This window comes from Algibacter ulvanivorans (assembly GCF_048381495.1).
GTDB classification, from domain to species: Bacteria; Bacteroidota; Bacteroidia; order Flavobacteriales; family Flavobacteriaceae; genus Algibacter_B; species Algibacter_B ulvanivorans.
This window is the reverse complement of the sequence record NZ_JBLWGD010000002.1, coordinates 149,299-175,493: the sequence shown is the minus strand read 5'-3', so window position 1 is coordinate 175,493 and position 26,195 is coordinate 149,299. Positions and strand designations below refer to the sequence as shown.

Below are 26,195 nucleotides of genomic sequence, written 5' to 3'. Positions count from 1 at the left end.
TTATACGAACTTAACCATCTCGAAATCGTCCATAACAAACCCGTTTCCTATATCTGTAACTAAAGACCCCATATTTTTAAACCCTAATGTCTCGTAAGCTTTTATAGAGTTTGCATTATAAATATTAACCGTTAATCTAATTTGCTTTAACTTATAAGATTTTGCTTTTTCCTCTACAAATTGCATAGCATTTTTTCCTATTTTTTTTCCTCTATAATCGCTTAACACATATATTTTACTTAAAAACAATGCATTTTGTTCTTGCTTTATAGCTATATAGCCAACCGCTACGCCATTATAATTTAATATAAAATACTCGAAACCATGTTTTACTTGCTGCTTAATAGCTTTTGCCGATTGAAATTTATCTAGCATATAATCTATTTGTGGCTTTCCTACTATTGGTATATAATGCGCTCTCCAAATAATATTGGCTAAATTTTCTATTTGTAAATATTGTGGCGTACTGTTTGCTGCTATAATATCAATCATAGTAAATTATTAAATAACATAATCAAATATCATAAAAAAGTGACAAATAGCACCAGATAACACAAATAAATGCCAAATAACATGATTGTATGGTATTTTTTGAATGGCATAAAATACAATACCAACGGTGTAAAACAAACCACCTGCAAATAATAGCAATACAGCTTTATGGCCTACTACGTTTGATAAGTTAGAAAAATCGAACACAATTAACCACCCCATTACCAAATAAAGTAAAGTTGAAAACGTCTCGAATTTACCAGTAAAAAATAATTTTAAAACAATACCAAAAGCAGCTATACCCCAAACTACAAAAAAAAGTGTACTACCTAAAGTTGGCTCTAAAGAAATTAAACAAACTGGCGTATATGTACCTGCTATTAAAAAGTATATACTTATATGATCTAAAATTCTAAAATAATGTTTACGTTTTTTATTTTTTGCGGCATGGTAAAATGTAGATGCGCTAAACAGTATAATAATTGTAATACCGTAAACTATAACACTAAATAAACTCCATGGTGTTTTGTTAGTATTATTAGTAATTAACAATACCAAAGCAACGACCCCAAGTAAAGCACCTAATGCATGTGTTAGGGTATTTAATTTTTCTTCAAGTGGTGTTTGAGTACGCATTTACTCTGCGGTTTTTTGGTGCACCCATTTATTGGTTAAATCGTAAAAATCAAAATCTATAGCAGGTTTTTGGCGATCTAATCGGCCACTTTGAAAGTTACGCTGTAAAATATCTTCAATTAAATAATCTTCTTTTTCGTTTTTTGGGTCAAATTCACGCTTTAGAGAAATATCGAACATACTCGCTGTTGTATTATACCAAAAGGCACGCCAACCACTACGCAATTCTTTTATTAAATTAAAGGCAGTACTACCTGTTTGTCTGTGTATTAGTTTTACTAAAATTTGTCCTTCGGTTCTGGTTAGTTTTTTTAGTTCTTCAGAAAATTCGCCTTCTATATATTTTTGTACTCGTTTAGTATAACGTTTTTTATCTCTGTTTTTGGTAAGTGTCATCATACGAGCATTCATAGAGTCTAAACGCTCGGCAGCTAATTTAGCATAAGGATATACTTTTATCGTTTTTCGTCTTAAAATTAAATAACGAATTCTATCCTTTTTGCTATCAAATTTTAGTTTATGAAGCAGCATCACTTCATCTAAATCTATAGATGTTCTTGGTACAGAATCGCCTTCAATTATTAAATACTTTTCGGCGATAGAATCTTGCTTAACTTCCTCTATTTGACCAAAAAGCAAAAACGGAAAAATTATAAGTATATATTTTAAGTAGTTCATTTAATAAACCATTGGGACATTTATTATGCCAAAAATACAGAAATTATAAAAACTAATTATCTAAAAATTAGATTTATAAAAACACTTATAACTAAATTAGCCTTACAAAATAAAACTCATGACAAAAAAAGAAGTTGCTAAAAAATACATAGACTACCTTGAAAATGGTGCTATTGATAGTATAATTAATTTATTTAATACTAATGGTATGGTTTATTCGCCACTTTACGGCACTAAAAAAGCTAAAGATTTTTATTATGAATTAAGTAACGATACTACAAACTCTAAACTTAAGCTTTTAGGCATTTTTGAAGATAACGATACTAACAATATAGCCTTGTACTTTACATACAAATGGACCTTAAAAACGAATAAAAAAGTAGCGTTTGATGTTGTTGATATTATTGAATTTGATGCACACAATAAAATAAGCAAGCTAAAAATTATTTACGATACCGTTAATGCTCGAAAATTATTAGAGCATTAAAATAATTTTAACGCCTGTATATTTAAACAAAACATCAATTAAAAATTTAAACCCTCTCTCTAGTTTAATTAACCATTAAAACTTTAAATTAAGAAACCTTAATAGCTAATATATTATTATTTTAGTGCAAAACTTTTATAAATGGCAAAGAAGAGCATACTAAACAAAAAGTCTATGGACTTTTTAGAAAAATATTTAAATAATGCAGCACCAACCGGCTACGAATGGGATGGCCAAAAACTATGGATGGATTATTTAAAACCTTATGTTGATGAATTTATTACAGACACTTATGGTACCGCTGTAGGTGTTATAAACCCAAAAGCAAAATATAAAGTAGTGATTGAAGGGCATGCCGACGAGATTTCGTGGTATGTTAATTATATTTCTGATAATGGACTAATCTATGTTATTAGAAATGGAGGAAGCGATCACCAAATTGCCCCTAGTAAAGTTGTTAATATACACACTAAAAAAGGTATTGTTAAAGGTGTTTTTGGTTGGCCTGCAATACATACGCGTAATAGAGCTAAAGAAGAACCTCCAAAACCAGATAACATTTTTATAGATTGTGGTTGCGCAACAAAAGACGAGGTTGAAAAACTAGGTGTTCATGTTGGCTGTGTTATTACGTATCCAGACGAGTTTCATATTTTAAATGATGATAAATTTGTTTGTAGAGCCATAGATAACCGCATGGGCGGTTTTATGATTGCCGAAGTAGCAAGATTACTTAAAGAAAACAAAAAAGAATTACCATTTGGTCTATACGTAACCAATGCGGTACAAGAAGAAATTGGTTTACGTGGTGCCGAAATGATAACGCAAACCATTAAACCTAACGTTGCCATAGTTACCGATGTAACTCACGATACTACAACCCCAATGATTGAGCCTAAAAAAGCAGGGTTATTAGAAATAGGTAAAGGTCCTGTTGTAGCTTATGCGCCAGCAGTACAGCAAAAGTTACGTGATTTAATTACAGATACTGCCGAAGCTAAAAAAATACCTTTTCAACGCTCGGCATTATCTCGTGCTACAGGAACCGATACCGATGCCTTTGCCTATAGCAATGGTGGTGTAGCTTCTGCTTTAATATCTTTACCACTTCGATATATGCATACAACAGTTGAAATGGTCCATAAAGAAGATGTAGAAAACGTAATTAAATTAATTTATGAAACCTTACTTAAAATAGAAGACGGCGAAACGTTTAGCTATTTTAAATAAAAAAACAATTCCCGCAAAAAGCGGGAATTTCTTTTTAAATTACTATGGACGAATATATTGATATTGTTGATAAATATGGCAAGCCAACAGGAAAATCTGAATTAAAATCTGTTATTCACCAAAAAGGTTATTATCACAATACCGCTCACATTTGGCTTTTTACTACTAATGGCGAGGTTTTACTATCTCAACGTTCGGCAAGTAAATCAATATGCCCTTTAATGTGGGATGTATCGGTTGCCGGCCATATTGATGCCGGTGAAACTATCGAAAAAGCTGCCATTAGAGAAACTAAAGAAGAAATAGGATTAACAATTACCGAAAAAGAGTTAAAGAAAATTGGAGTGTTCGAATGCTTTAAATCATACAATAACACCATTTTTGATAATGAATTCCACCATACTTTTATAGCAGAATTAAAAACACCTATTTCAAAACTAAAAATACAAAAAGAAGAAGTTGAAGCCATTAAATTAGTAACTCTAGATAAATTAAAACAACTTTTTAATACAATAGGTAACAATGGCAACCATTTTGTTGCATCTAACAAGCCTTACTATAAACTTGTTGCAGAATCTATAAAGAAGCATATATAAATGAATTTATTTTTTTTAGCCCTTGCTCCAGTTTGCGTTATTATTCTATATATTTATTTTAAAGATAAATATGAAAAAGAACCTAGACGCTTGCTACTTTACAATTTTCTGCTAGGAGCTATTGTAAGTATAATTATAACATCAATACTATACTATGTTTTTGATATTGTGTTGCCACTAACAATCAAAACCAGCATACTCGAGCAATTTATAAAGGCCTTCTTTGTTGTAGGCCTAATTGAAGAATTTAGCAAATACGTAATTATTAGATATTTCGCGCAACCCAACAAAGCTTTTAATGAACGTTTTGATGGTATTGTTTACGCAGTTATGGTTTCTATGGGCTTTGCAGCTACCGAAAACATATTTTATGTTATAGAAGGCGGCTATGCAACTGCATTAGCAAGAGCATTTACAGCCGTACCCGCACATGCTACGTTTGGCATTTTAATGGGATATTATATGGGTAAAGCTAAATTTTCAAATAATCGTGTGGGTTTAAACCTATTTGGGCTATTTCTAGCCATTTTATTTCACGGAGCTTATGATTTTTTTCTGTTTATAGATTTTATTCCTGGCATTTGGGTAGGCGCATTTGTATCGTTAATTATAGGTATAATACTATCTAGAACAGCAATAAAAAAACATCAAAAAATCTCTAGATTTAAAGTAAAATAAAAGCCCTTTGTTAATTAAAAAAACGAGCTCTACGCTATTTGTATACATGGTTTTTAAAAGCTATTAAATTACCTTAATAAAATTCTTATATTTACTTCTAGTAATTTTTAAACTATGAGTAAAAATTTTAAAGTTAAGGTAAATAACACTATCGATTTAGATATCAATCAAGAAGAAATTTTGGCACTCGATGCACTACAAACTTCTAAAGACAAATATCATATCCTTCAAAACAATAAATCCTTTAAAGCCGAGATTATTGAAGCCAATTTCAATAAAAAAACATATCAAGTAAAAGTAAACAACTCTATTTATCATGTTAATATTTCAAACCATTTAGACATGTTAATAAAAGCCATGGGGCTTTCTACAAGTACAACAAAACAAATTAATTCTATAAAAGCGCCAATGCCTGGCTTAATACTAGAAATGCATGTTAAGGTTGGACAAGAAGTTAACGAAAACGACACGTTGTTTATACTTGAAGCCATGAAAATGGAAAACAGCATCATGTCTCCTAGAGCAGGTGTTATAAAATCTATTTCAGCTAAAAATGGCGAAGCTGTAGAAAAAAATCAACTTTTAATAGAGTTTGAATAATATGAAAAAAATACTAGTTGCAAACCGTGGTGAAATAGCCATAAGAGTAATGAAAACTGCAAAAAAAATGGGCCTAAAAACGGTAGCTATTTTTTCAACCGCAGATCGTAATGCGCCACATGTTAAATTTGCTAATGAAGCTGTTTGTATAGGCGAACCTCCATCAAACCAATCGTACTTAAAAGCAGATAAAATTATTGAGGTTGCTAAACAATTAAATGTAGATGCCATACACCCTGGATATGGTTTTTTAAGTGAAAATGCAGCTTTTGCAGAATTGTGCGAAGCTAATAACATCATTTTTATTGGTCCCAAATCAAAAGCCATAAAAATAATGGGAAGCAAACTTGCCGCCAAAGAAGCTGTTAAAGCGTACAATATCCCTATGGTTCCTGGAATAGACAAAGCCATAACAGATGTAAATAAAGCTAAAGAAATTGCAACTCAAATTGGCTTTCCTATATTAATAAAAGCATCGGCTGGAGGCGGCGGAAAAGGTATGCGTGTTGTTGAAAAAGAAAGCGACTTAGAGTCGCAGATGAATCGTGCTATTAGCGAAGCTACATCGGCTTTTGGAGATGGCTCGGTTTTTATAGAAAAATATGTAGCATCGCCAAGACATATCGAAATTCAAGTAATGGCAGATAGCCACGGAAACATTATACATCTTTTTGAACGCGAATGTAGTATACAACGACGCCACCAAAAAGTAGTAGAAGAAGCACCTTCGTGTATATTAACTACCGAATTGCGAAATAAAATGGGAGAAGCGGCCATAAAAGTGGCTAAAGCATGCGACTATTTAGGTGCAGGAACTGTCGAGTTTTTATTAGACGAAAACCATAATTTCTATTTCCTTGAAATGAATACCCGTTTACAAGTAGAACACCCTGTAACCGAGTTAATATCTGGTATCGATTTAGTAGAAATGCAAATTAAAATAGCTCGTGGCGAAAAACTAGAAATAAAACAAAACCATTTAAAAATTAATGGGCATGCCCTAGAATTACGTGTTTATGCCGAAGATCCTCTTAACGATTTTTTACCAAGTGTAGGGCTTCTAGATATCTATAAATTACCCAAAGGTAAAGGCATTCGTGTAGATAATGGTTTTGAAGAAGGTATGGAAGTACCTATTTATTACGACCCTATGCTATCAAAACTAATAACATACGCTAAAACGCGAGAAGAAGCCATACAGCTCATGATAAAAGCTATAGAAAACTACCAGATAAAAGGTATAGAAACAACACTACCCTTTGGCAAATATGTATGCGAACATGAAGCTTTTCGTTCTGGTAATTTTGATACTCATTTTGTAAAAAAATATTTCACACCTGAAACATTAAAGATTGAAACCGAAAACGAAGCTAAAGTAGCAGCTTTAATAGCTTTAAAACAATATACAGAGGACCAAAAACAACTTCGCTTACCTAACTATTAATTATGGATTCTAAACAAAATAAAATAGAAAAACTCAATAAAAATATTGCGCTTTCTAAATTAGGAGGCGGACAAAAACGCATTGATAAACAACATGCAAACAAAAAACTAACCGCTAGAGAACGTATTGAATACTTACTTGACGAAGGCTCTTTTGAAGAAATTGGAGCCTTAGTTACACACAGAACTACAGATTTTGGTATGCAAGACCAAATATTTTACGGAGATGGTGTAGTAACTGGTTATGGTACCATTAATGGCAGATTAATTTATACTTATGCACAAGATTTTACTGTTTTTGGAGGATCTCTTTCCGAAACTCATGCCGAAAAAATATGTAAAATTATGGATATGGCCGTTAAAGTGGGAGCACCAATTATAGGTCTTAACGATTCTGGAGGAGCAAGAATACAAGAAGGTGTCAGATCATTAGGCGGATATGCCGATATATTTTATAGAAACGTTCAAGCTTCAGGCGTTATTCCACAAATATCGGCAATTATGGGACCTTGTGCTGGCGGTGCCGTTTACTCTCCTGCTATGACAGATTTTACCATTATGGTAGAAAACACAAGCTATATGTTTGTAACTGGACCAAATGTAGTAAAAACAGTTACTAATGAAGAAGTTACAAGCGAAGAACTTGGAGGTGCGGTAACCCATGCAACAAAATCTGGCGTAGCGCATAAAACTTCAGAAAACGATATAGCCTGCTTGGAAGACGTAAAAAAGTTATTAAGCTATCTCCCTCAAAACAACACAGAAACCACCAAAAAACTTAATTTTAAAATTAATGATGAAGTAAGAGATGTTTTATCTGATATTGTTCCAGACAACTCAAACAAACCTTATGATATGCATCAAGTAATCTCTGGAATTATTGATGAAGATTCGTTTTATGAAATACACAAAGACTATGCTGAAAGTATTATAGTAGGATTTGCAAGATTAGGAGGCAGAAGCATTGGTATAATTGCTAACCAACCCATGGCTTTTGCAGGAGTGTTAGGGGTAAATAGCTCTAGAAAAGCTGCTCGTTTTACACGAACTTGCGATTGTTTTAATATTCCGTTATTAGTTTTGGTTGATGTACCAGGCTTTTTACCAGGAACCGATCAAGAATGGAACGGCATTATAGTTCATGGCGCAAAGCTTTTATATGCCCTAAGTGAAGCAACGGTTCCTAGAGTTACAGTTATTACCAGAAAAGCTTATGGAGGCGCCTATGATGTTATGAACTCTAAACACATTGGTGCCGATTTTAACTTTGCTTGGCCAGGTGCAGAAATTGCTGTTATGGGTGCAAAAGGAGCTAGCGAAATTATTTTTAGAAAAGAAATTTCTGCTTCCAATAATCCTGAAAAAAAACTTGCTGAAAAAGAAACCGAATACGCCGAAAAATTTGCAAACCCATACAAAGCCGCCAGTAGAGGTTTTATTGATGAAATTATACTACCAAAAAACACCAGACGAAAACTATTGAAGGCCTTCGATATGCTTGAACACAAAAAAGTAGAAATGCCTAAACGTAAACATGGTAATATTCCTCTATAAAAAAATATTTTCATAAAAAAAGGAGTCTATTTCTAGACTCCTACTTTTTTCTCTTCAATTTTTTTGAACTTAAAAAAGCTCTCAATAATTACTTAAACTTAATTAAAAAACTAAAACTAATTTGATTATACAACCAACCTACGCAAATCAAACAATATTTTAAATTAACCCTTAAAATAAGCATGTAATTATTTTAAATTAAAGGCATTGATAATAGCACTTCAAATATCACAATATTCAACAAAATAGCACAAAAAACTACTACGCATTTATTACGCAACATTAAAAACAGCTTAAAAAAATTGTTATTAAAGTAAATTATTATCTAAAGTGTTGTAATAATTACTTTGTAAATATTCAAGAAGTGTTGTATTCTCTTTATCAAGATTTATTTTTTTAGATATTCTATAGCGTCTACTTTCAACAGACCTAATAGTTACATTTAAAAATACTGCTATTTCTTTATTTGTAAAACCCATAAATAAATAATAGCATATTATTATTTCAGACTTGTTTAATTGCGGATAATCTTCTTTAATTTTTTTAAAAAACTGAAGGTTTAACTCGTTTACTAAATCTGAATGATTTTCACTTTTATCCAATAACGTAGAGGAGTTTATGTGTAAATTTTTATATAAATCTTTAATTTTCTCTTTTTGTTGCTCGATAGAATCGGTTCTGGATATATGCTTTACCTCTATTTTTAAATTTTTTATATATTCTTCTAAACCATAAACTTTTATTGCCAGTTGCTCGTTATTAGATTTTAAATATTTTAAATTATTTTTTGCCTGAAACGCTAACTCTTCTTTTTGCTTCTTATAATAAATAAAGACAAACAAACTAAGCAGTAAAAGTATAATAACAAGAAAACCTGCTAAAACACTATTAAACCTCTTTTGTCTGTTCTCTGTCAATAATTCATTTTCTGCTTTAGCCAAAGAGTCATTAACTTCTAAGCTGGCTTCAACAGTATTATCAAACAATTGGTTTTGTAACAACATCAAAGAATCTATATATTTCTTTGATGCATTAATGTTTCCTTCTTGCTTATACATATCGGCATATAATCTATAATAGTCTTTTAAGGCTCCTACTGCCATATATTTAGTTCCTTTCGAGCTTTTTTGTAAATAATAACGTGTAGAATCTATTTGTTTTTTATTAAAAAAAGCATCGGCAAAACTACTATTAATAGCGCTTTCAAAAGAAAGATAGTTAAATTTAATAGTATTAGGGTTTTCTTTTATAGTTTTAAACTTATTAAAATACTTATGCCCATTATTAAAATCATTTAAATTAATGTAGTTTAATGTTAGCATATATAATGCAAACATATAATAATAAGGGTCGTCTTTAATCGTTTCGTAAGTTTTAAGCCTTTGTAATAAAAAGTTATTACAAGCTTCATAATCTCTATCTAAAAATTTAGCATAAGCTTCTACTTGTTCTACATCTAACAAGCCATGCTCATAATCGCATTTTTTGTAGTAATTTCTAGCTTTTTCAAGATAACTTACAGCTGTTGTATCTTTTTCTATGAAGTATAAATTTGAAAACAAACCTATACAGGCATCGCCAGCCACACAAAAATTATTTTCCTTTTCGGCATATTTTATTGCTAAAATAGCGCTTTGGTGGTATTTAGCGTATGCATTAAACTCATCATAGATAATTGTTTGTAAACCGTAATACGTTGCTAATCTGCCTGAAATACTTTGTTCTATAGGCTTTGGTATAGCATTAAGGAAAGCCTGAGCCTTTTCTGTGTTGGTATCAATGTAAAAATCGGCAGAATCTAAAAGTTTATAATATTCTTCGGTACTCTGGCCAAAAAGAGGTAGACAAAATACAAATACACTTAAGCATAAGTTTATGGCAATTTGATGAAAATTAAATTTGGGCATATTTACTTTCGTACTAATTAATTAAAAGCAAAGTAAATATAATCAAAATTACGACAAAATACGTAAAGGATTACAACATAAAGTTATTTACACTACAACTTAAATAACACAGATAATTCTGCATTTGTAGTATTATGCCCTCCGTTAGGCTTTTTCAATTCTAGATTTGATGTATGCCTAACCGAATACCTAAAGTCTAATTGTAGTTTATTAAAACCATAAGATAGTCCCAAACCAAAAATATCTGAAAACGCAAAACCTTTTGCTAACCTTTCGGTTGCTTTATCAGAAATCATAGGCCCTAAACTACCAATAGCATAAGTGCTAATACCATTATATATTTTGTATCTGGCAATAAAACCTATATTTAAAACATATTCTTTTATGGTACGTTTTTGCATGTATAATTCAGTTAACTCTTGGTAGTTTTCTGCATCGGTTGGTTTAACATAGTATCTATTTAAAAGTTGATGCTTAGCTTCGTTATAACTTGGCTCTAAATTAAGCTCAAAATCCCATTTTCTTTTTTCTTTAATTAAGTAATTTATCTGAGCCTTATAAAATGTTACTTCATGCGTATAATCATCTAAATTAAAAGGAAATTTATTTTGAGAGCCTGTGCCATAAGAAAACCCTAATTTTAAATTTTCTTTTTTTATTTGAGCTTCTCCTTTAAAAGTATTACTTAAACATAGTAAAATTATAAAAACCGAAATTGCTAATCTTTTATTCATTAAAACTACTTAGAATTTATAATTTGTGCATTAAACATAAAGGTATCTTGCCAGCGTTCAAATCTTTTATCGAATACGGTTGAGAACACTAAATATTGGCATTTACTTATACTTTCTGGGGTTCTTGTTATTTCTGAAAGATTATTATTTTTAAACAAAAACTCGGCATCTTCTACAATAAACATTTGTAACTTATTTAAGTTTATTCCATTAAGATAATATAACTTATTTAAGCGTTTTGGTGTTGCTATTACAACATCTACACCATCATAAATTTCGTTGCGTTGGTCTTCTATATTTTTTTCATCATAAGCGCAATACACTCGTAAATCTGTACCCTTTAAAAATGCATTAAACTCTAATTCTAATTGCAAAGCAGCAGCTTTATCTTTTACAAAAATTAAAGCTCTAGGTGCATCTTCAAAAGCCTTACCATTTAATTTTTGAATTACACTAATTACAATACTAGTTGTTTTTCCTGCTAGTTTTGGCGCAATACAAAACATACTAGCGCCTCCTTTTATTTTTGATAAAACTAGTTTTTGAAAAGCCAATGGCTCGACAAACCCTTTTTCTTTTAAAGATTCTTTTAAAGGCAGAATAAGTTTTTTAAACGACATAAAATAAGGTTAACCGTTTGCAAATATAGTGTTTAATACCGCTACCCAAAACCCTTGTTAAAATTCTGAGCTTATATCAAGTTTACCAATGTTAATATTGTATTAATAGATACTTATTAATAAGATAAGAATTATAATTCTACTACTTTTACCTTATGAAAAAACCCCAAGAACTTAAGTTAGAATTTGTAGCTTTAATGGCCTCTTTAATGTCTATAGTAGCATTATCTATTGATGCTTTGCTTCCTGCATTGCCAGATATTGGCTTAACACTTAATGCAACAAACGCTAACGACAATCAATTATTAATTACCATGATTTTTCTTGGCCTTGGTTTTGGCCAATTGATATTTGGACCACTATCTGATAGTTTTGGCAGAAAACCTATAGTTTTTATTGGTTTTCTAGTGTTTATTATTGCTAGTATTGTATGTGTAACTACCAAAAATTTTGAAATCATGATTATTGGTAGAATATTTCAAGGCATTGGTTTATCTTCTCCTAGAAGTTTAGCTTTATCCATGATAAGAGATTCTTATCATGGCGATTATATGGCTAAAATAATTTCGATAGTGGTTATGTTTTTTATTTTAGTTCCTGTAATAGCACCAACTCTAGGGCAGGTATTAATTAGTTTTTTCGATTGGAAATCAATTTTTTATTTCAATTTACTTTTTGGTATTATAATTATGTTTTGGTTTTGGAAAAGACAACCAGAAACTTTAGCCAAAGAAAAACGTATAAAGTTTACTCCAACTTTATTTATTGATGGTACAAAAGAGTTTTTTAAACACAAACAAGCTGTAGCATTTACACTTGTGTCTGGGTTTATTACGGGTTCGTTTATGGTATATTTAAGTACATCGCAACAAATTTTTCAAGAACAGTATAATTTAGCAGAAATGTTTCCTTACATTTTTGCTAGTTTAGCTATTTCTATAGGCTTAGCTACTTATTTAAACAGCAGATTTGTAGTTAAGTATGGTATGATAAAAATTGCCTATATTGCTAGTATAGCTTACGTTTTAGTATCGGTTTTATACGTTATTTTATTTTGGTCTGGAAACAACCCGAGTATTTATATTTTATTAAGCTTTTTTGCTTTACAATTTTTTGCTGTTGGGTTTTTATTTGGAAATTTAAGAGCCATTGCCATGCAACCTTTAGGCCATATTGCTGGTATAGGCGCTGCTATTAATGGTTTTATATCTACAGTAATGGCTGTTCCTATTGCTAATTATATTGGCACCTATGTAACCCACTCTGTACTACCTTTATTTATTGGGTTTTCTATTTTTGGTGTCTTATCGGTACTGGTGTTTTTATTCATTAAAAAAAACGCTTCACTTGTAAAAGCATAATTTTTTAAAATGTAGTATCTTTAGGTTAACATCTTTTTATTACTACTATGAAATGGTATTTTTACTTTATTAGCCTTATTATTTTGCAATCTTGCGCATCTGTCCCTTTTGTTAAAAAGCATAATTTTAATATTAGTAAAATAAAAGAATTAACCACTAAAACTTATAGTATTAGCCTAGGTGAAAAAACTCTAAAAGAAAAAACAATCTACACCTTCACAAAAAACGGACGTATAAAATTAGCAGAAACTTATAACAAAGAAGGCAAGTTAATTTTAAAAAAAGAAAAGAAACTATGGTTTACAAAAGAATGGTTTCCTGACAGAGAAGCACACTATTGTAAAACACGATGGAAACCCAATTATAGAGAGCGTATTAGTTGTTACAGCCAAAAAAGACATAAACAAAACGAAGCTATTTACCACTATAATACAAACGGTAGTATTAGTAAAATAGAAGATAATTTTACAACATTTTACACACATTTTTATTATTATAATGCCAAAGGAAATCTTTCAAAAATTACGATTAAAAATAAAGACGACCTACTAATAGATGAAATTATAATTAAATGCTTAGAAACAGATTATAAAGGTTTATGTACTAAACAACAACGTATTAATAAACGAGGCTATATTACAGAAATCTTAAATACTCCTACTTATTAGCGTATTTAAATAGCAAACTAGAGTTATAAATAGCGATTTTTTATAACTTCTATATGATGTATTTCATGACCTAATATAATAAAAGCAGCAGCTCTAGCAGACAATGCACTTCCATTGGCATTACCTACTACATTTAAATCGTTATCACTTAAATTTTTTAAAAGCACAATAAAACTACGCCTTGTAACTTGATAAGCTTCGAGCAAATCATTTAAAGATTTTTTATTTGCGTGCGAGGGTTGTATATAATCATCCTGTTCAAAACCTACAAGAGGTGTTACATCATGTCTTGCTATTCTGAAGCAACGATACATAAAAACACGCTCGGTATCTATAATATGCTGCAATACCTCTTTTATAGTCCATTTATCTGGAGCATAACGGTATTCTAGTTTTTCTTTTGGTATAGATTTAAAAAATTTCACAACGTCTATTTCGCCATCTATAAACCCTTTAATTAAAGTATTGTGTGTAGCAACTTTACCTATATAGGTTTTATAATATGGGTTGTACTCTAAATCATTTAAGTCTGTAACATTCATAATAATTATATTTTAGCTTGATAGGTGTATAAATCAAAATATCTGCCATTTAAAGCAATTAATTCGTCGTGTGTACCACGTTCAACAATATGTCCATCTTCTATAACTAAAATTTGGTCTGCTTTTCTAATGGTACTTAACCGGTGTGCTATAACAATGGTTGTTCTATCTTTTACCAATTCGTTTAAACTTTTTTGAATTAAGGCTTCGCTTTCGGTATCTAAATTTGAAGTAGCTTCATCTAAAATAATAATTTTAGGGTTTGCTAAAATAGCTCTCGCTATGGCTAATCGTTGGCGCTGGCCACCAGAAAGCTTCACCCCTCGTTCTCCTATTAAGGTATCTAAACCATCATCAAACCTATCTGTAAACTCGTTTACATAAGCCGCCTTTACAGCGTTTTGTAATTCTTTTGCCGTAGCGTTTGGCCTTGGAAACAAGATATTTTCTTTTATGGTGCCTTCAAATAGAAACTCATCTTGTAAAACAACGCCCAAATATTGTCGATAACTACTTAATTTGACTTTTGATAGGTCTTGATTATCTATACTAACTATACCAGACTTGGGGTTTAAAAATGTAGCCGATAACCCGGCTATAGTGGATTTTCCTGATCCAGAACTCCCTACCAATGCTGTAACAGATCCTGCTGGGGCTTTAAAACTTATATTATGCAATACTTCTTTATCTGCTTCATAAGAAAATGAAACATTATTAAATTCGATATCTCCATGTATGGTTTCTAACTGAATGTTTCTATTTACATTATCGGCTTCGGCGGTCATATTCATAAGCTCTTCGGTTCTATCTAAACCCGCCAAAGCTTCTGTTAATTGGCTACCAATATTACTCATTTGCACAATTGGAGCAATCATGAATCCTAAAATTAGGGTGAAAAACAAAAACTCTCCGGTAGTCATTTCACTTTCAATCATGTAATAGCCACCAATAGCCATAATTCCTGTAGTGGCTACGCCTATTAAAAAGGTTGAAGAGCTTGTCATTAAAGCCGTTGCCGTTAAGCTCTTTTTCACATTTTGGTATAGTTTATCTACACCTTTTTCGAATACTATATTTTCTTGTTCTTCGGCATTAAAAGCTTTTATAACTCTAACACCCGCTATAGTTTCGGTAAGCCTTCCTTTTACTTCGGCATTAATTTTACCACGTTTTCTAAAAATGGGACGAATATATTTAAAGGCTCTTAAGGCAATGTAACCAAAAATAGAAAGCGGAATGAATACAAAAAGAGTCATCCACGGGTTTAGTTTTATTAAAATTATTAATGATATTATTGCTGTAAACGAACCGCCTACTAATTGTACTAAACCTGTTCCTATAAGGTTACGAACACCTTCTACATCGCTCATAATACGAGATACTAGAGCGCCAGATTTTGTATTATCGAAAAAACTAATGGGTAACGATAATACTTTTTTCTGAACTTGAGCTCGCAATTCGCTTATTAAATATTGAGCTTGTACACTTAATATTCTGGTTAAAGCAAACGATGTTGCTGCTTGAACCAAAATAGCCGCCAAAACAATACTAACTAATGTATAAATTTGCGAAATGTTTTTACTTGGTACAACCTCATCAAGTAAAACTTTACTTTGCCACGGTAAAATTAAACCTGCAAGACTACGTATAACAATTAATATTAACCCAACAAACACCAAACCTCTTCTTGGCCAAATAATGGTTTTAAAGGCTTGTGCTATGGTTACTTTTGACTTTAATCTATCTTTATTTTTTTGAGTTTTATTTAAGTGTTGCATGGTTATTTTTTCAATTTTTAAAGGTAAGGTATTATTTAAATATTATTTTAAAATGGCCATTATTATTATATAAAGGAAAACATTATTTGCTTTATTTATTACTTTTAATTTTTTAAAAATTAACATATTAAAAACTGATATTTAGATGAAAATAATTGGCATCGGAAAAAATTACGTAAATGATAAATCGGACATTAATGCTATTAAAACAGGGTTTCAAACTATTTTTTTAAAAGCTGAATCTACACTTGTTACAGATAATAAAAACATTGTTTTTCCTAAAATTACAAACCAACTTCTTTATGAGGTTGAGATTGTGGTTAAAATTGGTAAAAAAGGCAAAGATATTTCTGTTGATAATGCGATATCGTATATTTCTGAAATAGCTATAGGTATAGATTTTACTGCTAAAGACGTTTTAACAAAAAGTCGAGATAGTAAAGGGCCTTGGGCATTAGCTAAAGGTTTTGATGGTGCTTCTCCTGTTTCTAACTTTAAACCTATTTCTAGCTTTAACGATATAAATAATATTAATTTTAATTTAGTTATTAATGGAGAACAAAAACAAGTAGGTAATACCAATTTTATGATTTATAATTTTGCCGAAATTATTGCTTATGTATCTTCTTTTATGACTTTAGAGCCTGGCGATATTATATTTACTGGTACACCTGCATCTGGTGCTGGTGAAAACATTAAGGGCGACCATTTACAGGCTTTTATTGAGGGGGAATTGTTACTAGATTTTAAACTTTTATAATTAAAATTAAAAGGCAACCTAAAAAAAGGTTGCCTTTTAATTTTGCATTAGGGATAGAGCGTTTGTTGGAGCTCCTCGAAGAGAGCGACTCGCGATAGCCCGACCCTTGCGGTAATGCCCTTTAAAATTTACAGCACGTTATCTATAATTTCTTGAACCACTTCTGGGTTTAGCAATGTACTGGTATCGCCTAAATTACTGGTGTCTTTACAGGCTATTTTACGTAAAATACGACGCATAATTTTTCCTGAACGTGTTTTTGGTAAGCCTATTGTAAATTGTATTTTATCTAATTTTGCTATTGGCCCAATATGCTCGGTTATTATTTGATTAATTTCTTTTCTTAAATTATCGTGGTTTCTACTCTCGCCTGTGTCTTTTAAAATAACATAGCCGTAAAGTGCATTTCCTTTTACATCGTGAGGAAATCCTACAATAGCAGATTCGGCTACTGCGGGGTGTTCGTTAACAGCATCTTCTATTGGAGCGGTTCCTAAATTATGCCCTGAAACAATAATTACATCGTCTACACGACCTGTAATTCTATAATAGCCTACTTCGTCTCTAAGAGCTCCATCTCCTGTAAAATATTTGTTTTCGTAGGCCGAAAAATAGGTGTCTTTATAACGTTGGTGGTTTCCCCAAATGGTTCTTGCCATACTTGGCCATGGGAATTTTACACACAAACGACCATCTACTTGGTTGCCTTTAAGCTCTACACCATCTTCATCCATTAATGCAGGCTGTATGCCTATAAATGGCAAAGTGGCGTAAGTTGGTTTTGTTGGTGTTACAAATGGTATTGGACTTATCATGATGCCTCCTGTTTCGGTTTGCCACCAAGTATCTACTATTGGGCTTTGCTTTTTCCCTACGTTATCGTTATACCAATGCCATGCTTCTTCGTTTATTGGTTCTCCTACAGATCCTAAAACTTTTATAGATGATAAATCATACTTTTCTACAAGTTCTGTGCCTTGTTTTGCTAATGCTCGAATTGCTGTTGGTGCTGTATAAAACTGATTAATTTTATGTTTTTGGATAATTTCCCAAAAACGCCCAAAATCAGGATAGCTTGGTACTCCTTCAAACATAACGGTAGTTGCTCCATTGGCTAATGGGCCATAAACTATATAGCTATGCCCTGTTATCCAACCAATATCTGCGGTACACCAATATATGTCGTTTTCTCGATATTGAAACACGTTTTTAAACGTATAAGCGGTATAAACCATATAACCCGCGGTTGTGTGTACCATACCTTTTGGTTTTCCTGTAGAGCCCGATGTGTATAGAATAAATAAGGGATCTTCGGCATTCATAATTTCTGCTTCACATTGGTTTGATGCGGCATCTAAAAGTGGTTGCAACCATTGGTCTCGACCAGCTTTCATATTAATATCTGTATGGATACGCTTTGCTACTAATACTGTTTTTATACCTGGGCAATTTTCTAAGGCTTCATCAACAATACCTTTTAAATCGATGGTTTTTGAACCACGGTATGACCCATCGCTTGTTAATAGTATTTTACAATCTGAATCATTTATTCTAGTTGATAATGCTGTTGATGAAAACCCTGCAAATACTACAGAATGTATAGCTCCTATTCTGGCACATGCCAATACAGAAATGGCTAGTTCTGGTATCATTGGTAGGTAAATACAAACACGGTCGCCTTTTTGTATTCCTTGGCTTTTTAAAACGTTGGCAAATTTATTTACGCGTTCGTGTAATTGATTATAAGTTATATGCTCTGCTGGCTCTGATGGATTGTTAGGCTCGAATAAAATGGCTGTTTTATTACCTCGTGTTGCTAAATGCCTATCTATACAATTTTGGGTAATATTTAATTGTGCGCCTTCAAACCATTTTACTTCGGGCTTTGAAAAATCCCAACTTAATACATTATCCCATTTTTTTTGCCACATAAAATGTTCTTCGGCTATTTCTTCCCAAAAATTTTCAGGCTCTCGTACCGATTTCCTATAGACTTGATAGTATTCTTCTAGATGTTTTATGTGATAATTACTCATAGTTTAGTCTTAAAATTTATTTTTTTGTTAATAGTTGTGGTGAAAAATAATTAAGCTTCTAAAATAACAAAATATTAGATTAATTACCCCTTTTTTCTGCGAATAGCATTTAATTATCGATAGATGATTTTAATTTTATGTTAAAAAAGTATTTATTCTTTAATAACAAAAATTGAGTGTTGATTACTGCGTTAAGGATAGTAGTGAAAAGCCCACAGCTGAGGTACGAAGCGAGGACTTGTAACGGATAGCCTGACCCCGCTTTTTGGCGGGGTAACGCCCAAATTATTCTTAAATTAATGGGTTGCTGTTCCTGCGCCGCTTGGAATTCTAATATTTTCGACTATTTCTTGAACGTTTTGTGGTGGTTGTGGAGTAAATTTCATTATTACAATAGAAACAATAAAGTTTAAAGCCATGGCTACTGTGCCAAAACCTTCTGGTGATATACCAAACCACCAATCGGTTTTTTCGCCGCCACCAAACCAACCAAACTTGAATTTAGTCATATAAAAAAGCATGGTTAATATACCTACAACCATACCAGCTATAGCACCTTCTTTATTCATTTTTTTATAAAATATACCTAATATTATAGCTGGAAAAAAAGATGCTGCTGCTAAACCAAAAGCCAAGGCTACGGTTGCTGCTACAAAACCTGGTGGGTTAATACCAAAATACCCTGCAACACATACTGCTACAACTGCTGATAAACGAGCTGCTATTAATTCGCCTTTTTCTGAGATTTTAGGGTTTATCATTTTCTTAATTAAGTCGTGAGAAACCGATGCCGAAATAACTAATAACAACCCTGCTGCTGTTGATAATGCGGCCGCTAACGCTCCAGCTGCCACTAAGGCTATAACCCAATTTGGTAATTGAGCTATCTCTGGATTTGCTAATACCATAATATCATTATCTACAACTAATTCGTTTTGATTTTTATTTGCAACATAATTAATTAAGCCATCTTTATTTTTGTCTGTAAATGTTATTAAGCCTGTTGTTTCCCATTTTTTAAACCATTCTGGAACGTTTGCATACGGTTTGTTAGAAACGGTTTCGATCATGTTTGTTCTTGCAAATACAGATACAGCTGGGGCTGTTGTATATAAAATTACTATAAGTAATAATGCTATTCCTGCCGATTTACGAGCATCTTTTACACGTTTTACTGTAAAAAAGCGTACTATTACATGTGGTAAACCTGCTGTACCAACCATTAAGGCTAGAGTTATAGCGAATATATCGATTATCGATTTTGAGCCTTCGGTATATTGAGCAAAGCCTAAATCTGTGCTTAAACCATCTAATTTATCTAATAAGTAAGTTCCTGAACCATCGGATAGTGTGCTTCCAAAACCTAATTGAGGAATGGGATTACCTGTCATTTGAATTGATATAAAAATCGCCGGTACCATAAAGGCAAAAATAAGTACACAATACTGTGCCACTTGTGTATATGTAATACCTTTCATACCGCCTAAAACGGCATAAAACAGAACAATTATCATACCTATAATTACGCCTGTATTAATGTCTACTTCTAAAAAACGAGAAAACACTAAACCTACACCTCGCATTTGTCCGGCAACATAGGTAAACGATACTAAAAGTGCACAAATTACGCCTACTAATCGTGCGGTATTGGAATAGTAACGGTCGCCAATAAAATCGGGTACAGTAAATTTTCCGAATTTTCTTAAATAAGGAGCTAGTAGTAAGGCTAATAACACATAACCGCCTGTCCATCCCATTAAATAAACAGCGCCATCGTACCCAGCAAAAGAAATAATTCCTGCCATAGATATAAATGAGGCAGCACTCATCCAATCGGCTGCTGTTGCCATACCATTAGCCAGCGGCGACACTCCACCTCCTGCTACATAAAACTCTTTTGTAGAACCAGCTCTAGACCATATTGCTATACCAATGTACAAGGTAAATGTAAGCCCTACTAGAATATATGTCCAGTTTTGAACTCCTAAGCCTTCAACAAACAAACTATGCATCATAACCGTATTTTTTATCTAATTTATTCATTAAACGTACATACACAAAAATAAGCACTACAAAAACATACATTGAGCCTTGTTGAGCAAACCAAAAACCTAGCTTAAACCCACCAATTTTAATAGTATTAAGAGCATCTTTAAAAAGAATCCCTGCACCGAAGGACACTATAAACCATATGAACATTAATATAAGTACATACCTAATATTTTCTTTCCAATAGGCTTTTGCCTTGTCTTTATTTGCCATAACCTTAGTTCGTTTATTATTGTATACTAGTTAAGTAAAAAAGCTTGCTTACTAGTATCTTTGGTTTAATTCTTATTTAATGCTTTTAAAATATTTTTTAGCTTCATTAATTACTTTAGGGGCTAACAATATAGTTGCTAGCATGGTTGGTATTGCCATAAGAGCAAAAACACCATCTATTAAATTTAACATAACGCTAAATGGTGTTGTAGCCGCTAGTATAATACTAAGAATATAAATGTAATTATAATAATGTTTTTTATCTGCGCCTATTAAAAACGACAAACATTTTGTACCATAATAAGCATACGAAAATAATGATGAAATACTAAAAATAACCACACAAACCATAAGCAAATATTTACCATAAACAGGCATAGTAGTACTAAATGCAGAAGCTGTTAAACTTACACCATTATTCGAAGTAGTTTCCCATACACCTGTTACTAATATAGCCAATGCTGTTAATGTACAAACTACTAATGTATCTATTGCTGGACCAAGCATAGCAACTAAACCTTCGCGCACAGGCTCATTTGTTTTTGCTGCTCCGTGAGCCATGGGCGCCGTTCCAATCCCTGCTTCATTTGAAAAAGCACCACGACGTATTCCTAACAGTATTAAACCTCCTAAAACACCGCCCATAAATGTATTGCCTTGATAAAAATTTGCTGAAAACGCATCAGTAAAAATCATTACAAAATATTTAGGAACTACGTTATAGTTAGAAATTAGTATAAATAGTATTAATACAAAATATAAAAGCACCATAGAAGGTACCATTTTAGAGGCGGCATTACTTATACGTTTTAAGCCACCAAGAATAATTACAGACGTTATAGCTACTAATACAAGCGCTAGTATAAGATTAGATTTTAAACCAACTTCTACGCCATTGGGAGTTAAAACAATATCGTTAATAGCTTGAGTTAATTGGTTTACGTTTACAACAGGTAAAGCCCCAATCATTGCAAAAAGGCTAAACATTATAGCTAAAGGCTTCCAAGGTTTTCCTAAACCTTCAACAATAAAATACATAGGACCTCCTTGTAGTTGGCCTGTACTATCTTTACCACGATACATAATAGCCAACGTCGATGTAAAAAACTTTGTAGACATTCCTACAATGGCACTTACCCACATCCAAAACATAGCCCCTGGTCCGCCAACCGAAATTGCTACTGCTACTCCTGCTATATTTCCCATACCTATGGTTGATGATAGTGCTGTTGTTAAAGCCTTAAAATGCGAAATCTGTCCATAATCATTTTCATCATCATATTTACCTCTTAATACTTGAATGGCATGACCAAAAAACCGAAATGGTAAAAACTTAGATAAAACCAATAAATACAGCCCACCTCCTATAAGTAATAACACCAAGGGTAGCCCCCAAGCATAATCTGAAAATGATTTTATAAGCTGTTCCATACCTAAAAGATTTTATAAATATATACTTTACAAACTTTATATTAAATTATTTAAAAGTATATTTATAGAAGTTAACCAACTTATGTTGCAATCTAATCGCTTATATTTTATAGATGCCGTAAGGGCATTTGCTATATTAATGATGCTTCAAGGCCATTTTATAGACACCTTGTTAAGTCCTATTTATAGAGATACCAGTAATGCTGTTTATAATATTTGGTCGTATTTTCGAGGTATTACTGCACCTACTTTTTTCACTATATCGGGCTTAGTTTTTGCTTATTTATTACTTCGTGCTTTTGCAAAAGGCGATGATAAACCAAGAATAAAAAAAGGGCTTTTTAGAGGTTTGCTATTATTAGTTATTGGCTATAGTTTACGTATTAATGTGTTTAATTGGTTATCTGGATATTTTAGTTCTTACTTTTTTGTAATTGATGTTTTGCAGTGTATAGGCCTTTCTTTAATATTTTTAGTCGGGCTACATAGTCTTTTTAAAAAACACAGCTATATATTTTCTATTATTTTATTTACAATAGGTTGCATTTGTTTTGTAACCGAACCTCTATACAGAACTATTACTTTAGAGCATATACCAAAGTTTATTGCTAATTATATAACTAAATCAAACGGTTCTATTTTTACCATTTTGCCTTGGTTTGGTTATTCGGCATTTGGTGCTTTTATTTCTACAATATTTTTCAGGCATATACATCGTAATAAATTTAAACTTATTACTATAATTACTTTTTTTACTGTTGGTTTACTTTTAATTTACTTCTCGTCTTACTTACTTACTAAATTAAGCTACGTAACACATATCGAGCTATTTAAAATGAGTGCAGACTACAATTATCTTTTTACAAGGCTTGGCAATGTGCTTATTTTATTTGGTATATTCTATACCCTAGAGCAATTTTTAAAACAATCAATTATAGCTAGAATAGGAGAAAAAACATTATCTATTTATGTTATTCATTTTATTTTACTTTACGGAAGTTTTACGGGTTATGGCTTAAAACGTTTTTTAAACAAATCTTTAGAGCCATCAACAGCTATTTTTGGAGCTATTTTATTTATGGTTGTGGTATGTTTTATATCGTTTCATTATGCAAAAACGAATGCTTTTGTTTATAATTTAATTAGAAAAACAACCAATAAAATAAAAACTCTATATAACGGTTTACAATAAAAAATTAAAAACAAATTTATTAAGCAGGAAAAATCGTAAATTTTAACTAAATTTTAATTTTTTAAATTACATCTTTAATATTAATAACCCTTAAGTTTAAGCTCCCTTTTAAATTTGATTAATTATTTATTAAATCATGCTTAAACAATTCATCATTTTTGCACTAATATACCTAAACATCCATTTAGTCTATTCGCAAAACGCGCAAGTTATTATAACAGGTAAAGTATTAGAAAGCCATAGCCAACTTCCTATAGAATATGCTACAATATCGCTACTAGACAACACATTAAAAAAACCAATTACAGGTACTATTACATTGCCAGATGGCACTTTTAACTTAAAAACTAATGAAACAAATTTCTTCATTGAGGTTAGTTTTATGGGCTTTAAAACAAAAAAAATTACAGATTTAAATATTATTAATAACACAATTAATTTACAAACTATAATCTTAACAGAAGACAACCAAGCTTTAGATGAAATTGTTGTTCGAGCTGAAAAATCTCAAACCGAATTTAAACTAGACAAACGTGTATTTAATGTAGGGTTAGATTTAAGTTCTACAGGAGCAAGCTCTTTGGAAGTACTAAACAACATACCATCTGTAAATGTTAATATTGAAGGCGAAATTAGCCTAAGGGGCAGTCAAGGTGTACAAATACTTATAAATGGTAAACCCTCAGTTCTAGCTAGTGCCGATGGTAACGCCCTAGGAAGCATAACAGCCGATATGATTGAAAAAGTTGAAGTAATTACTAATCCTTCTGCTAAATACGATGCCGAAGGTACTTCAGGCATTATAAATATAATTATTAAAAAATCTGAAAAACGAGGTGTAAACGGGTCGGCTACTTTAAATTTTGGTGTTCCTAATAGTAATAGTTTTGGGCTAAGCGTTAACAAACGTACCGAAAAATTTAACCTTTTTAGCCAATTAGGTTTTGGCATTAGAACGTATCCTGACGAACGCAAATCTATAAATCAAGATTTAATAAATAATACGACTATTAATAGTATTGGCGATGGAGAATTTAATGAGAAGTTTGGCAATATTCTTATTGGTGCAGATTATCATATAAACAGCCTTAACATTATCACGCTTTCTGGATCTTATGCTTATGAAATTGAAGATCAAAATTTTATAACAAACTTCAATCAAACCAATGCTTCGGACACAACCACCGATAGTTGGTTACGAAATGAGTTTACAGAAGCCGATAACCCTAAACTAAGATATGAGTTACAATACAAAAAGAATTTTAAACGCCATGAAGACCAAAGTTTACTTTTTAGCGCCTTAGGAAATTCTTTTAGAAAAGATCAGTTTTCAGATTTTAAAAATACTATTATAATAGGAAACAATGACGATTACCAACAAAAAACACGTACCGATTATTCGCTAGAAGATTACACCTTTAAGTTAGATTATACCCATCCATTTTTAGAAAAATATATGCTAGAAACAGGTTCGCAATATGTTATAAATAGCGTATCTAACGATTTTGCGGTAAGCGACTTAGAAAATGGAGTTTGGGTAAACAATCCCGATTTAACTAATGTTTTTGATTTTGACCAAAAAGTTTTAGGTATTTATACAACTGCAGCATACGAAGGTGATATATGGGGTGTTAAAATAGGTGCTAGACTTGAAAACACAAACCTAAACACTTTACTTAGAACAACCAATGTAAGTAACACAAATAGCTACACAAACATATTTCCAAGTATACACACATCTTATAAAGTAAACGATGTTTTTTCTATACAAGCTGGTTATTCTAAACGTATTAACAGACCTAGATTAAGATCATTAAATCCGTTTTCAAACATTCGAAATAATTTTAGTATTTCTACCGGAAACCCAGATTTACAGCCAGAATTTACAGACTCTTACGAGATTACAAGTATTCATAAGCTAGGGAAAGCCTCACTAAATTTTAGTTTGTATAATAGGTATACTATTGATGTTGTAGAGCGTATTACCACCTTTAACGATAACATAAGCATCTCTACCCCAGAAAATATAGGAACCAATACCACCACAGGTATTGAAGCTAACGGAAAATATGCACCAACAAATTGGTTTTCTTTTAATGGCGATTTTAACATTAACTTTTTTAGCAGAAAAGGCTCTTTTGAAAGTACAAACTTCAATTTTAAAGGCCACAGATGGGCTACAAGTTTAACAACAAAATTTAAACTTCCTGCTCAATTCGATTTAGAAATATCTGGTGATTATAGATCTAAATACAAAACCGTACAAAGCGAAATAGAAGATATCCTTTTTGCAGATCTTGGTTTAAGAAAAAAAATACTAAAAGGTAAAGTTATATTAAACTTAAGTATTCGCGATGTATTTGCTTCTAGAATTAATAAAACAACAACACAACAACCCCATTTTTACTTGTTTAACAGCAGACAACGAGGTAGGTTTGTAACCTTTGGTATTAGCTATGCATTTGGTAAAGGCGAAGCTATGCAGTTTTCTGGACAAAGACGTTAGCCAG

Annotated in this window: 24 protein-coding genes; 12 read left to right on the top strand and 12 right to left on the bottom strand. The window is 31.8% G+C overall.

All coding sequences use genetic code 11. From position 1 onward, the window contains the following. Genes ACNG5D_RS06335 through ACNG5D_RS06325 form a run of 3 tightly spaced genes read right to left on the bottom strand, consistent with a single transcriptional unit; the run spans position 1 to position 1,806 of the window. Positions 1 to 492, bottom strand: a complete 492-nt coding sequence (locus ACNG5D_RS06335) for a GNAT family N-acetyltransferase (RefSeq protein WP_418182655.1) — start codon at positions 490 to 492, stop codon at positions 1 to 3. 9 nt (positions 493 to 501) lie between these two features. Then, on the bottom strand, positions 502 to 1,128 hold the full coding sequence (gene trhA, locus ACNG5D_RS06330) for a PAQR family membrane homeostasis protein TrhA (protein WP_418182654.1): 627 nt from the start codon (positions 1,126 to 1,128) through the stop codon (positions 502 to 504). Continuing rightward, the gene (locus ACNG5D_RS06325) at positions 1,129 to 1,806 is read right to left on the bottom strand and encodes a DUF4294 domain-containing protein (RefSeq protein WP_418182653.1); all 678 of its coding nucleotides are present in this window, start codon (positions 1,804 to 1,806) and stop codon (positions 1,129 to 1,131) included. 118 nt (positions 1,807 to 1,924) lie between these two features. Here ACNG5D_RS06325 and ACNG5D_RS06320 point away from each other — a divergent pair, with 118 nt between their 5' ends. From ACNG5D_RS06320 to ACNG5D_RS06290, 7 genes are all read left to right on the top strand, one after another. Further along, on the top strand, positions 1,925 to 2,293 hold the full coding sequence (locus tag ACNG5D_RS06320; protein ID WP_418182652.1) for a nuclear transport factor 2 family protein: 369 nt from the start codon (positions 1,925 to 1,927) through the stop codon (positions 2,291 to 2,293). A 141-nt stretch (positions 2,294 to 2,434) separates the two neighbouring features. Continuing rightward, positions 2,435 to 3,523: a M42 family metallopeptidase gene (locus ACNG5D_RS06315; protein WP_418182651.1), complete on the top strand. Its 1,089-nt coding sequence runs from the start codon at positions 2,435 to 2,437 to the stop codon at positions 3,521 to 3,523. Positions 3,524 to 3,567: 44 nt separating this feature from the next. Further along, positions 3,568 to 4,119: an NUDIX hydrolase gene (locus ACNG5D_RS06310; RefSeq protein WP_418182650.1), complete on the top strand. Its 552-nt coding sequence runs from the start codon at positions 3,568 to 3,570 to the stop codon at positions 4,117 to 4,119. Further along, a complete protein-coding gene (locus ACNG5D_RS06305; protein WP_418182649.1) occupies positions 4,120 to 4,797 on the top strand; it encodes a PrsW family intramembrane metalloprotease in 678 nt (225 codons plus the stop codon). A 114-nt stretch (positions 4,798 to 4,911) separates the two neighbouring features. After that, the gene (locus ACNG5D_RS06300; protein WP_418182648.1) at positions 4,912 to 5,397 is read left to right on the top strand and encodes an acyl-CoA carboxylase biotin carboxyl carrier protein subunit; all 486 of its coding nucleotides are present in this window, start codon (positions 4,912 to 4,914) and stop codon (positions 5,395 to 5,397) included. Position 5,398: 1 nt separating this feature from the next. Beyond that, positions 5,399 to 6,841: an acetyl-CoA carboxylase biotin carboxylase subunit gene (accC, locus tag ACNG5D_RS06295; protein WP_418182647.1), complete on the top strand. Its 1,443-nt coding sequence runs from the start codon at positions 5,399 to 5,401 to the stop codon at positions 6,839 to 6,841. 2 nt (positions 6,842 to 6,843) lie between these two features. Further along, a complete protein-coding gene (locus ACNG5D_RS06290) occupies positions 6,844 to 8,394 on the top strand; it encodes an acyl-CoA carboxylase subunit beta (protein ID WP_418182646.1) in 1,551 nt (516 codons plus the stop codon). 308 nt (positions 8,395 to 8,702) lie between these two features. Here the strand turns inward: ACNG5D_RS06290 and ACNG5D_RS06285 are convergent, their stop codons facing one another. The 3 genes from ACNG5D_RS06285 to ACNG5D_RS06275 form a co-directional block, all read right to left on the bottom strand. Next, entirely contained in the window at positions 8,703 to 10,301 is a 1,599-nt protein-coding gene (locus tag ACNG5D_RS06285; protein WP_418182645.1) for a helix-turn-helix transcriptional regulator, read from the bottom strand. A gap of 92 nt (positions 10,302 to 10,393) precedes the next feature. Continuing rightward, entirely contained in the window at positions 10,394 to 11,035 is a 642-nt protein-coding gene (locus ACNG5D_RS06280) for an acyloxyacyl hydrolase (protein ID WP_418182644.1), read from the bottom strand. Between the two features lie 5 nt (positions 11,036 to 11,040). Next, positions 11,041 to 11,655, bottom strand: a complete 615-nt coding sequence (locus tag ACNG5D_RS06275) for a DEAD/DEAH box helicase (protein ID WP_418182643.1) — start codon at positions 11,653 to 11,655, stop codon at positions 11,041 to 11,043. Positions 11,656 to 11,810: 155 nt separating this feature from the next. Between ACNG5D_RS06275 and ACNG5D_RS06270 the strand changes: the two genes are divergently transcribed. Continuing rightward, the gene (locus ACNG5D_RS06270; RefSeq protein WP_418182642.1) at positions 11,811 to 13,016 is read left to right on the top strand and encodes a multidrug effflux MFS transporter; all 1,206 of its coding nucleotides are present in this window, start codon (positions 11,811 to 11,813) and stop codon (positions 13,014 to 13,016) included. Positions 13,017 to 13,063: 47 nt separating this feature from the next. Next, on the top strand, positions 13,064 to 13,684 hold the full coding sequence (locus ACNG5D_RS06265; protein WP_418182641.1) for a hypothetical protein: 621 nt from the start codon (positions 13,064 to 13,066) through the stop codon (positions 13,682 to 13,684). Positions 13,685 to 13,707: 23 nt separating this feature from the next. Here ACNG5D_RS06265 and ACNG5D_RS06260 read toward each other — a convergent pair whose 3' ends face one another. Together ACNG5D_RS06260 and ACNG5D_RS06255 are read right to left on the bottom strand one after the other, a co-directional pair. Then, on the bottom strand, positions 13,708 to 14,226 hold the full coding sequence (locus ACNG5D_RS06260; RefSeq protein ID WP_418182640.1) for a DinB family protein: 519 nt from the start codon (positions 14,224 to 14,226) through the stop codon (positions 13,708 to 13,710). 5 nt (positions 14,227 to 14,231) lie between these two features. Then, positions 14,232 to 16,004, bottom strand: coding sequence for an ABC transporter ATP-binding protein (locus tag ACNG5D_RS06255; RefSeq protein WP_418182639.1), 1,773 nt, complete (start codon positions 16,002 to 16,004; stop codon positions 14,232 to 14,234). 145 nt (positions 16,005 to 16,149) lie between these two features. On the opposite strand from ACNG5D_RS06255, the gene ACNG5D_RS06250 reads away from it, so the two are divergent. After that, positions 16,150 to 16,764 (top strand): fumarylacetoacetate hydrolase family protein, encoded by a 615-nt coding sequence (locus tag ACNG5D_RS06250; RefSeq protein WP_418182638.1) that lies wholly within the window; start codon positions 16,150 to 16,152, stop codon positions 16,762 to 16,764. Positions 16,765 to 16,892: 128 nt separating this feature from the next. Here the strand turns inward: ACNG5D_RS06250 and acs are convergent, their stop codons facing one another. From acs to ACNG5D_RS06230, 4 genes are all read right to left on the bottom strand, one after another. Further along, entirely contained in the window at positions 16,893 to 18,800 is a 1,908-nt protein-coding gene (gene acs / locus ACNG5D_RS06245; RefSeq protein ID WP_418182637.1) for an acetate--CoA ligase, read from the bottom strand. 296 nt (positions 18,801 to 19,096) lie between these two features. Beyond that, entirely contained in the window at positions 19,097 to 20,815 is a 1,719-nt protein-coding gene (locus ACNG5D_RS06240) for a sodium:solute symporter family protein (RefSeq protein ID WP_418182636.1), read from the bottom strand. Next, positions 20,805 to 21,062 carry a DUF4212 domain-containing protein gene (locus tag ACNG5D_RS06235; RefSeq protein ID WP_418182635.1) on the bottom strand — a complete coding sequence of 86 codons (258 nt, stop codon included), beginning with the start codon at positions 21,060 to 21,062 and terminating at the stop codon, positions 20,805 to 20,807. Before ACNG5D_RS06235 ends, ACNG5D_RS06240 begins: the two co-directional genes overlap by 11 nt. A gap of 72 nt (positions 21,063 to 21,134) precedes the next feature. After that, on the bottom strand, positions 21,135 to 22,493 hold the full coding sequence (locus tag ACNG5D_RS06230) for an alanine/glycine:cation symporter family protein (RefSeq protein WP_418182634.1): 1,359 nt from the start codon (positions 22,491 to 22,493) through the stop codon (positions 21,135 to 21,137). An 82-nt stretch (positions 22,494 to 22,575) separates the two neighbouring features. Here ACNG5D_RS06230 and ACNG5D_RS06225 point away from each other — a divergent pair, with 82 nt between their 5' ends. Together ACNG5D_RS06225 and ACNG5D_RS06220 are read left to right on the top strand one after the other, a co-directional pair. Further along, positions 22,576 to 23,685, top strand: coding sequence for a heparan-alpha-glucosaminide N-acetyltransferase domain-containing protein (locus tag ACNG5D_RS06225; RefSeq protein WP_418182633.1), 1,110 nt, complete (start codon positions 22,576 to 22,578; stop codon positions 23,683 to 23,685). 136 nt (positions 23,686 to 23,821) lie between these two features. Then, positions 23,822 to 26,191 (top strand): TonB-dependent receptor, encoded by a 2,370-nt coding sequence (locus ACNG5D_RS06220; protein ID WP_418182632.1) that lies wholly within the window; start codon positions 23,822 to 23,824, stop codon positions 26,189 to 26,191. The last annotated feature ends 4 nt before the right edge of the window (positions 26,192 to 26,195 follow it).

Bases quoted from the DNA above. Each gene is read 5' to 3' on its own strand.
- ACNG5D_RS06310 (WP_418182650.1), top strand. From the start codon at position 3,568: ATGGACGAATATATTGATATTGTTGATAAATATGGCAAGCCAACAGGA.
- ACNG5D_RS06305 (WP_418182649.1), top strand. From the start codon at position 4,120: ATGAATTTATTTTTTTTAGCCCTTGCTCCAGTTTGCGTTATTATTCTA.
- ACNG5D_RS06265 (WP_418182641.1), top strand. From the start codon at position 13,064: ATGAAATGGTATTTTTACTTTATTAGCCTTATTATTTTGCAATCTTGC.
- ACNG5D_RS06230 (WP_418182634.1), bottom strand. From the start codon at position 22,493: ATGGAACAGCTTATAAAATCATTTTCAGATTATGCTTGGGGGCTACCC.
- ACNG5D_RS06320 (WP_418182652.1), top strand. From the start codon at position 1,925: ATGACAAAAAAAGAAGTTGCTAAAAAATACATAGACTACCTTGAAAAT.
- ACNG5D_RS06255 (WP_418182639.1), bottom strand. From the start codon at position 16,004: ATGCAACACTTAAATAAAACTCAAAAAAATAAAGATAGATTAAAGTCA.
- ACNG5D_RS06250 (WP_418182638.1), top strand. From the start codon at position 16,150: ATGAAAATAATTGGCATCGGAAAAAATTACGTAAATGATAAATCGGAC.
- ACNG5D_RS06240 (WP_418182636.1), bottom strand. From the start codon at position 20,815: ATGATGCATAGTTTGTTTGTTGAAGGCTTAGGAGTTCAAAACTGGACA.
- ACNG5D_RS06235 (WP_418182635.1), bottom strand. From the start codon at position 21,062: ATGGCAAATAAAGACAAGGCAAAAGCCTATTGGAAAGAAAATATTAGG.
- ACNG5D_RS06220 (WP_418182632.1), top strand. From the start codon at position 23,822: ATGCTTAAACAATTCATCATTTTTGCACTAATATACCTAAACATCCAT.
- ACNG5D_RS06285 (WP_418182645.1), bottom strand. From the start codon at position 10,301: ATGCCCAAATTTAATTTTCATCAAATTGCCATAAACTTATGCTTAAGT.
- ACNG5D_RS06315 (WP_418182651.1), top strand. From the start codon at position 2,435: ATGGCAAAGAAGAGCATACTAAACAAAAAGTCTATGGACTTTTTAGAA.
- ACNG5D_RS06260 (WP_418182640.1), bottom strand. From the start codon at position 14,226: ATGAATGTTACAGACTTAAATGATTTAGAGTACAACCCATATTATAAA.
- ACNG5D_RS06290 (WP_418182646.1), top strand. From the start codon at position 6,844: ATGGATTCTAAACAAAATAAAATAGAAAAACTCAATAAAAATATTGCG.
- trhA (WP_418182654.1), bottom strand. From the start codon at position 1,128: ATGCGTACTCAAACACCACTTGAAGAAAAATTAAATACCCTAACACAT.
- ACNG5D_RS06325 (WP_418182653.1), bottom strand. From the start codon at position 1,806: ATGAACTACTTAAAATATATACTTATAATTTTTCCGTTTTTGCTTTTT.
- accC (WP_418182647.1), top strand. From the start codon at position 5,399: ATGAAAAAAATACTAGTTGCAAACCGTGGTGAAATAGCCATAAGAGTA.
- ACNG5D_RS06335 (WP_418182655.1), bottom strand. From the start codon at position 492: ATGATTGATATTATAGCAGCAAACAGTACGCCACAATATTTACAAATA.
- ACNG5D_RS06300 (WP_418182648.1), top strand. From the start codon at position 4,912: ATGAGTAAAAATTTTAAAGTTAAGGTAAATAACACTATCGATTTAGAT.
- ACNG5D_RS06275 (WP_418182643.1), bottom strand. From the start codon at position 11,655: ATGTCGTTTAAAAAACTTATTCTGCCTTTAAAAGAATCTTTAAAAGAA.
- ACNG5D_RS06225 (WP_418182633.1), top strand. From the start codon at position 22,576: ATGTTGCAATCTAATCGCTTATATTTTATAGATGCCGTAAGGGCATTT.
- ACNG5D_RS06270 (WP_418182642.1), top strand. From the start codon at position 11,811: ATGAAAAAACCCCAAGAACTTAAGTTAGAATTTGTAGCTTTAATGGCC.
- acs (WP_418182637.1), bottom strand. From the start codon at position 18,800: ATGAGTAATTATCACATAAAACATCTAGAAGAATACTATCAAGTCTAT.
- ACNG5D_RS06280 (WP_418182644.1), bottom strand. From the start codon at position 11,035: ATGAATAAAAGATTAGCAATTTCGGTTTTTATAATTTTACTATGTTTA.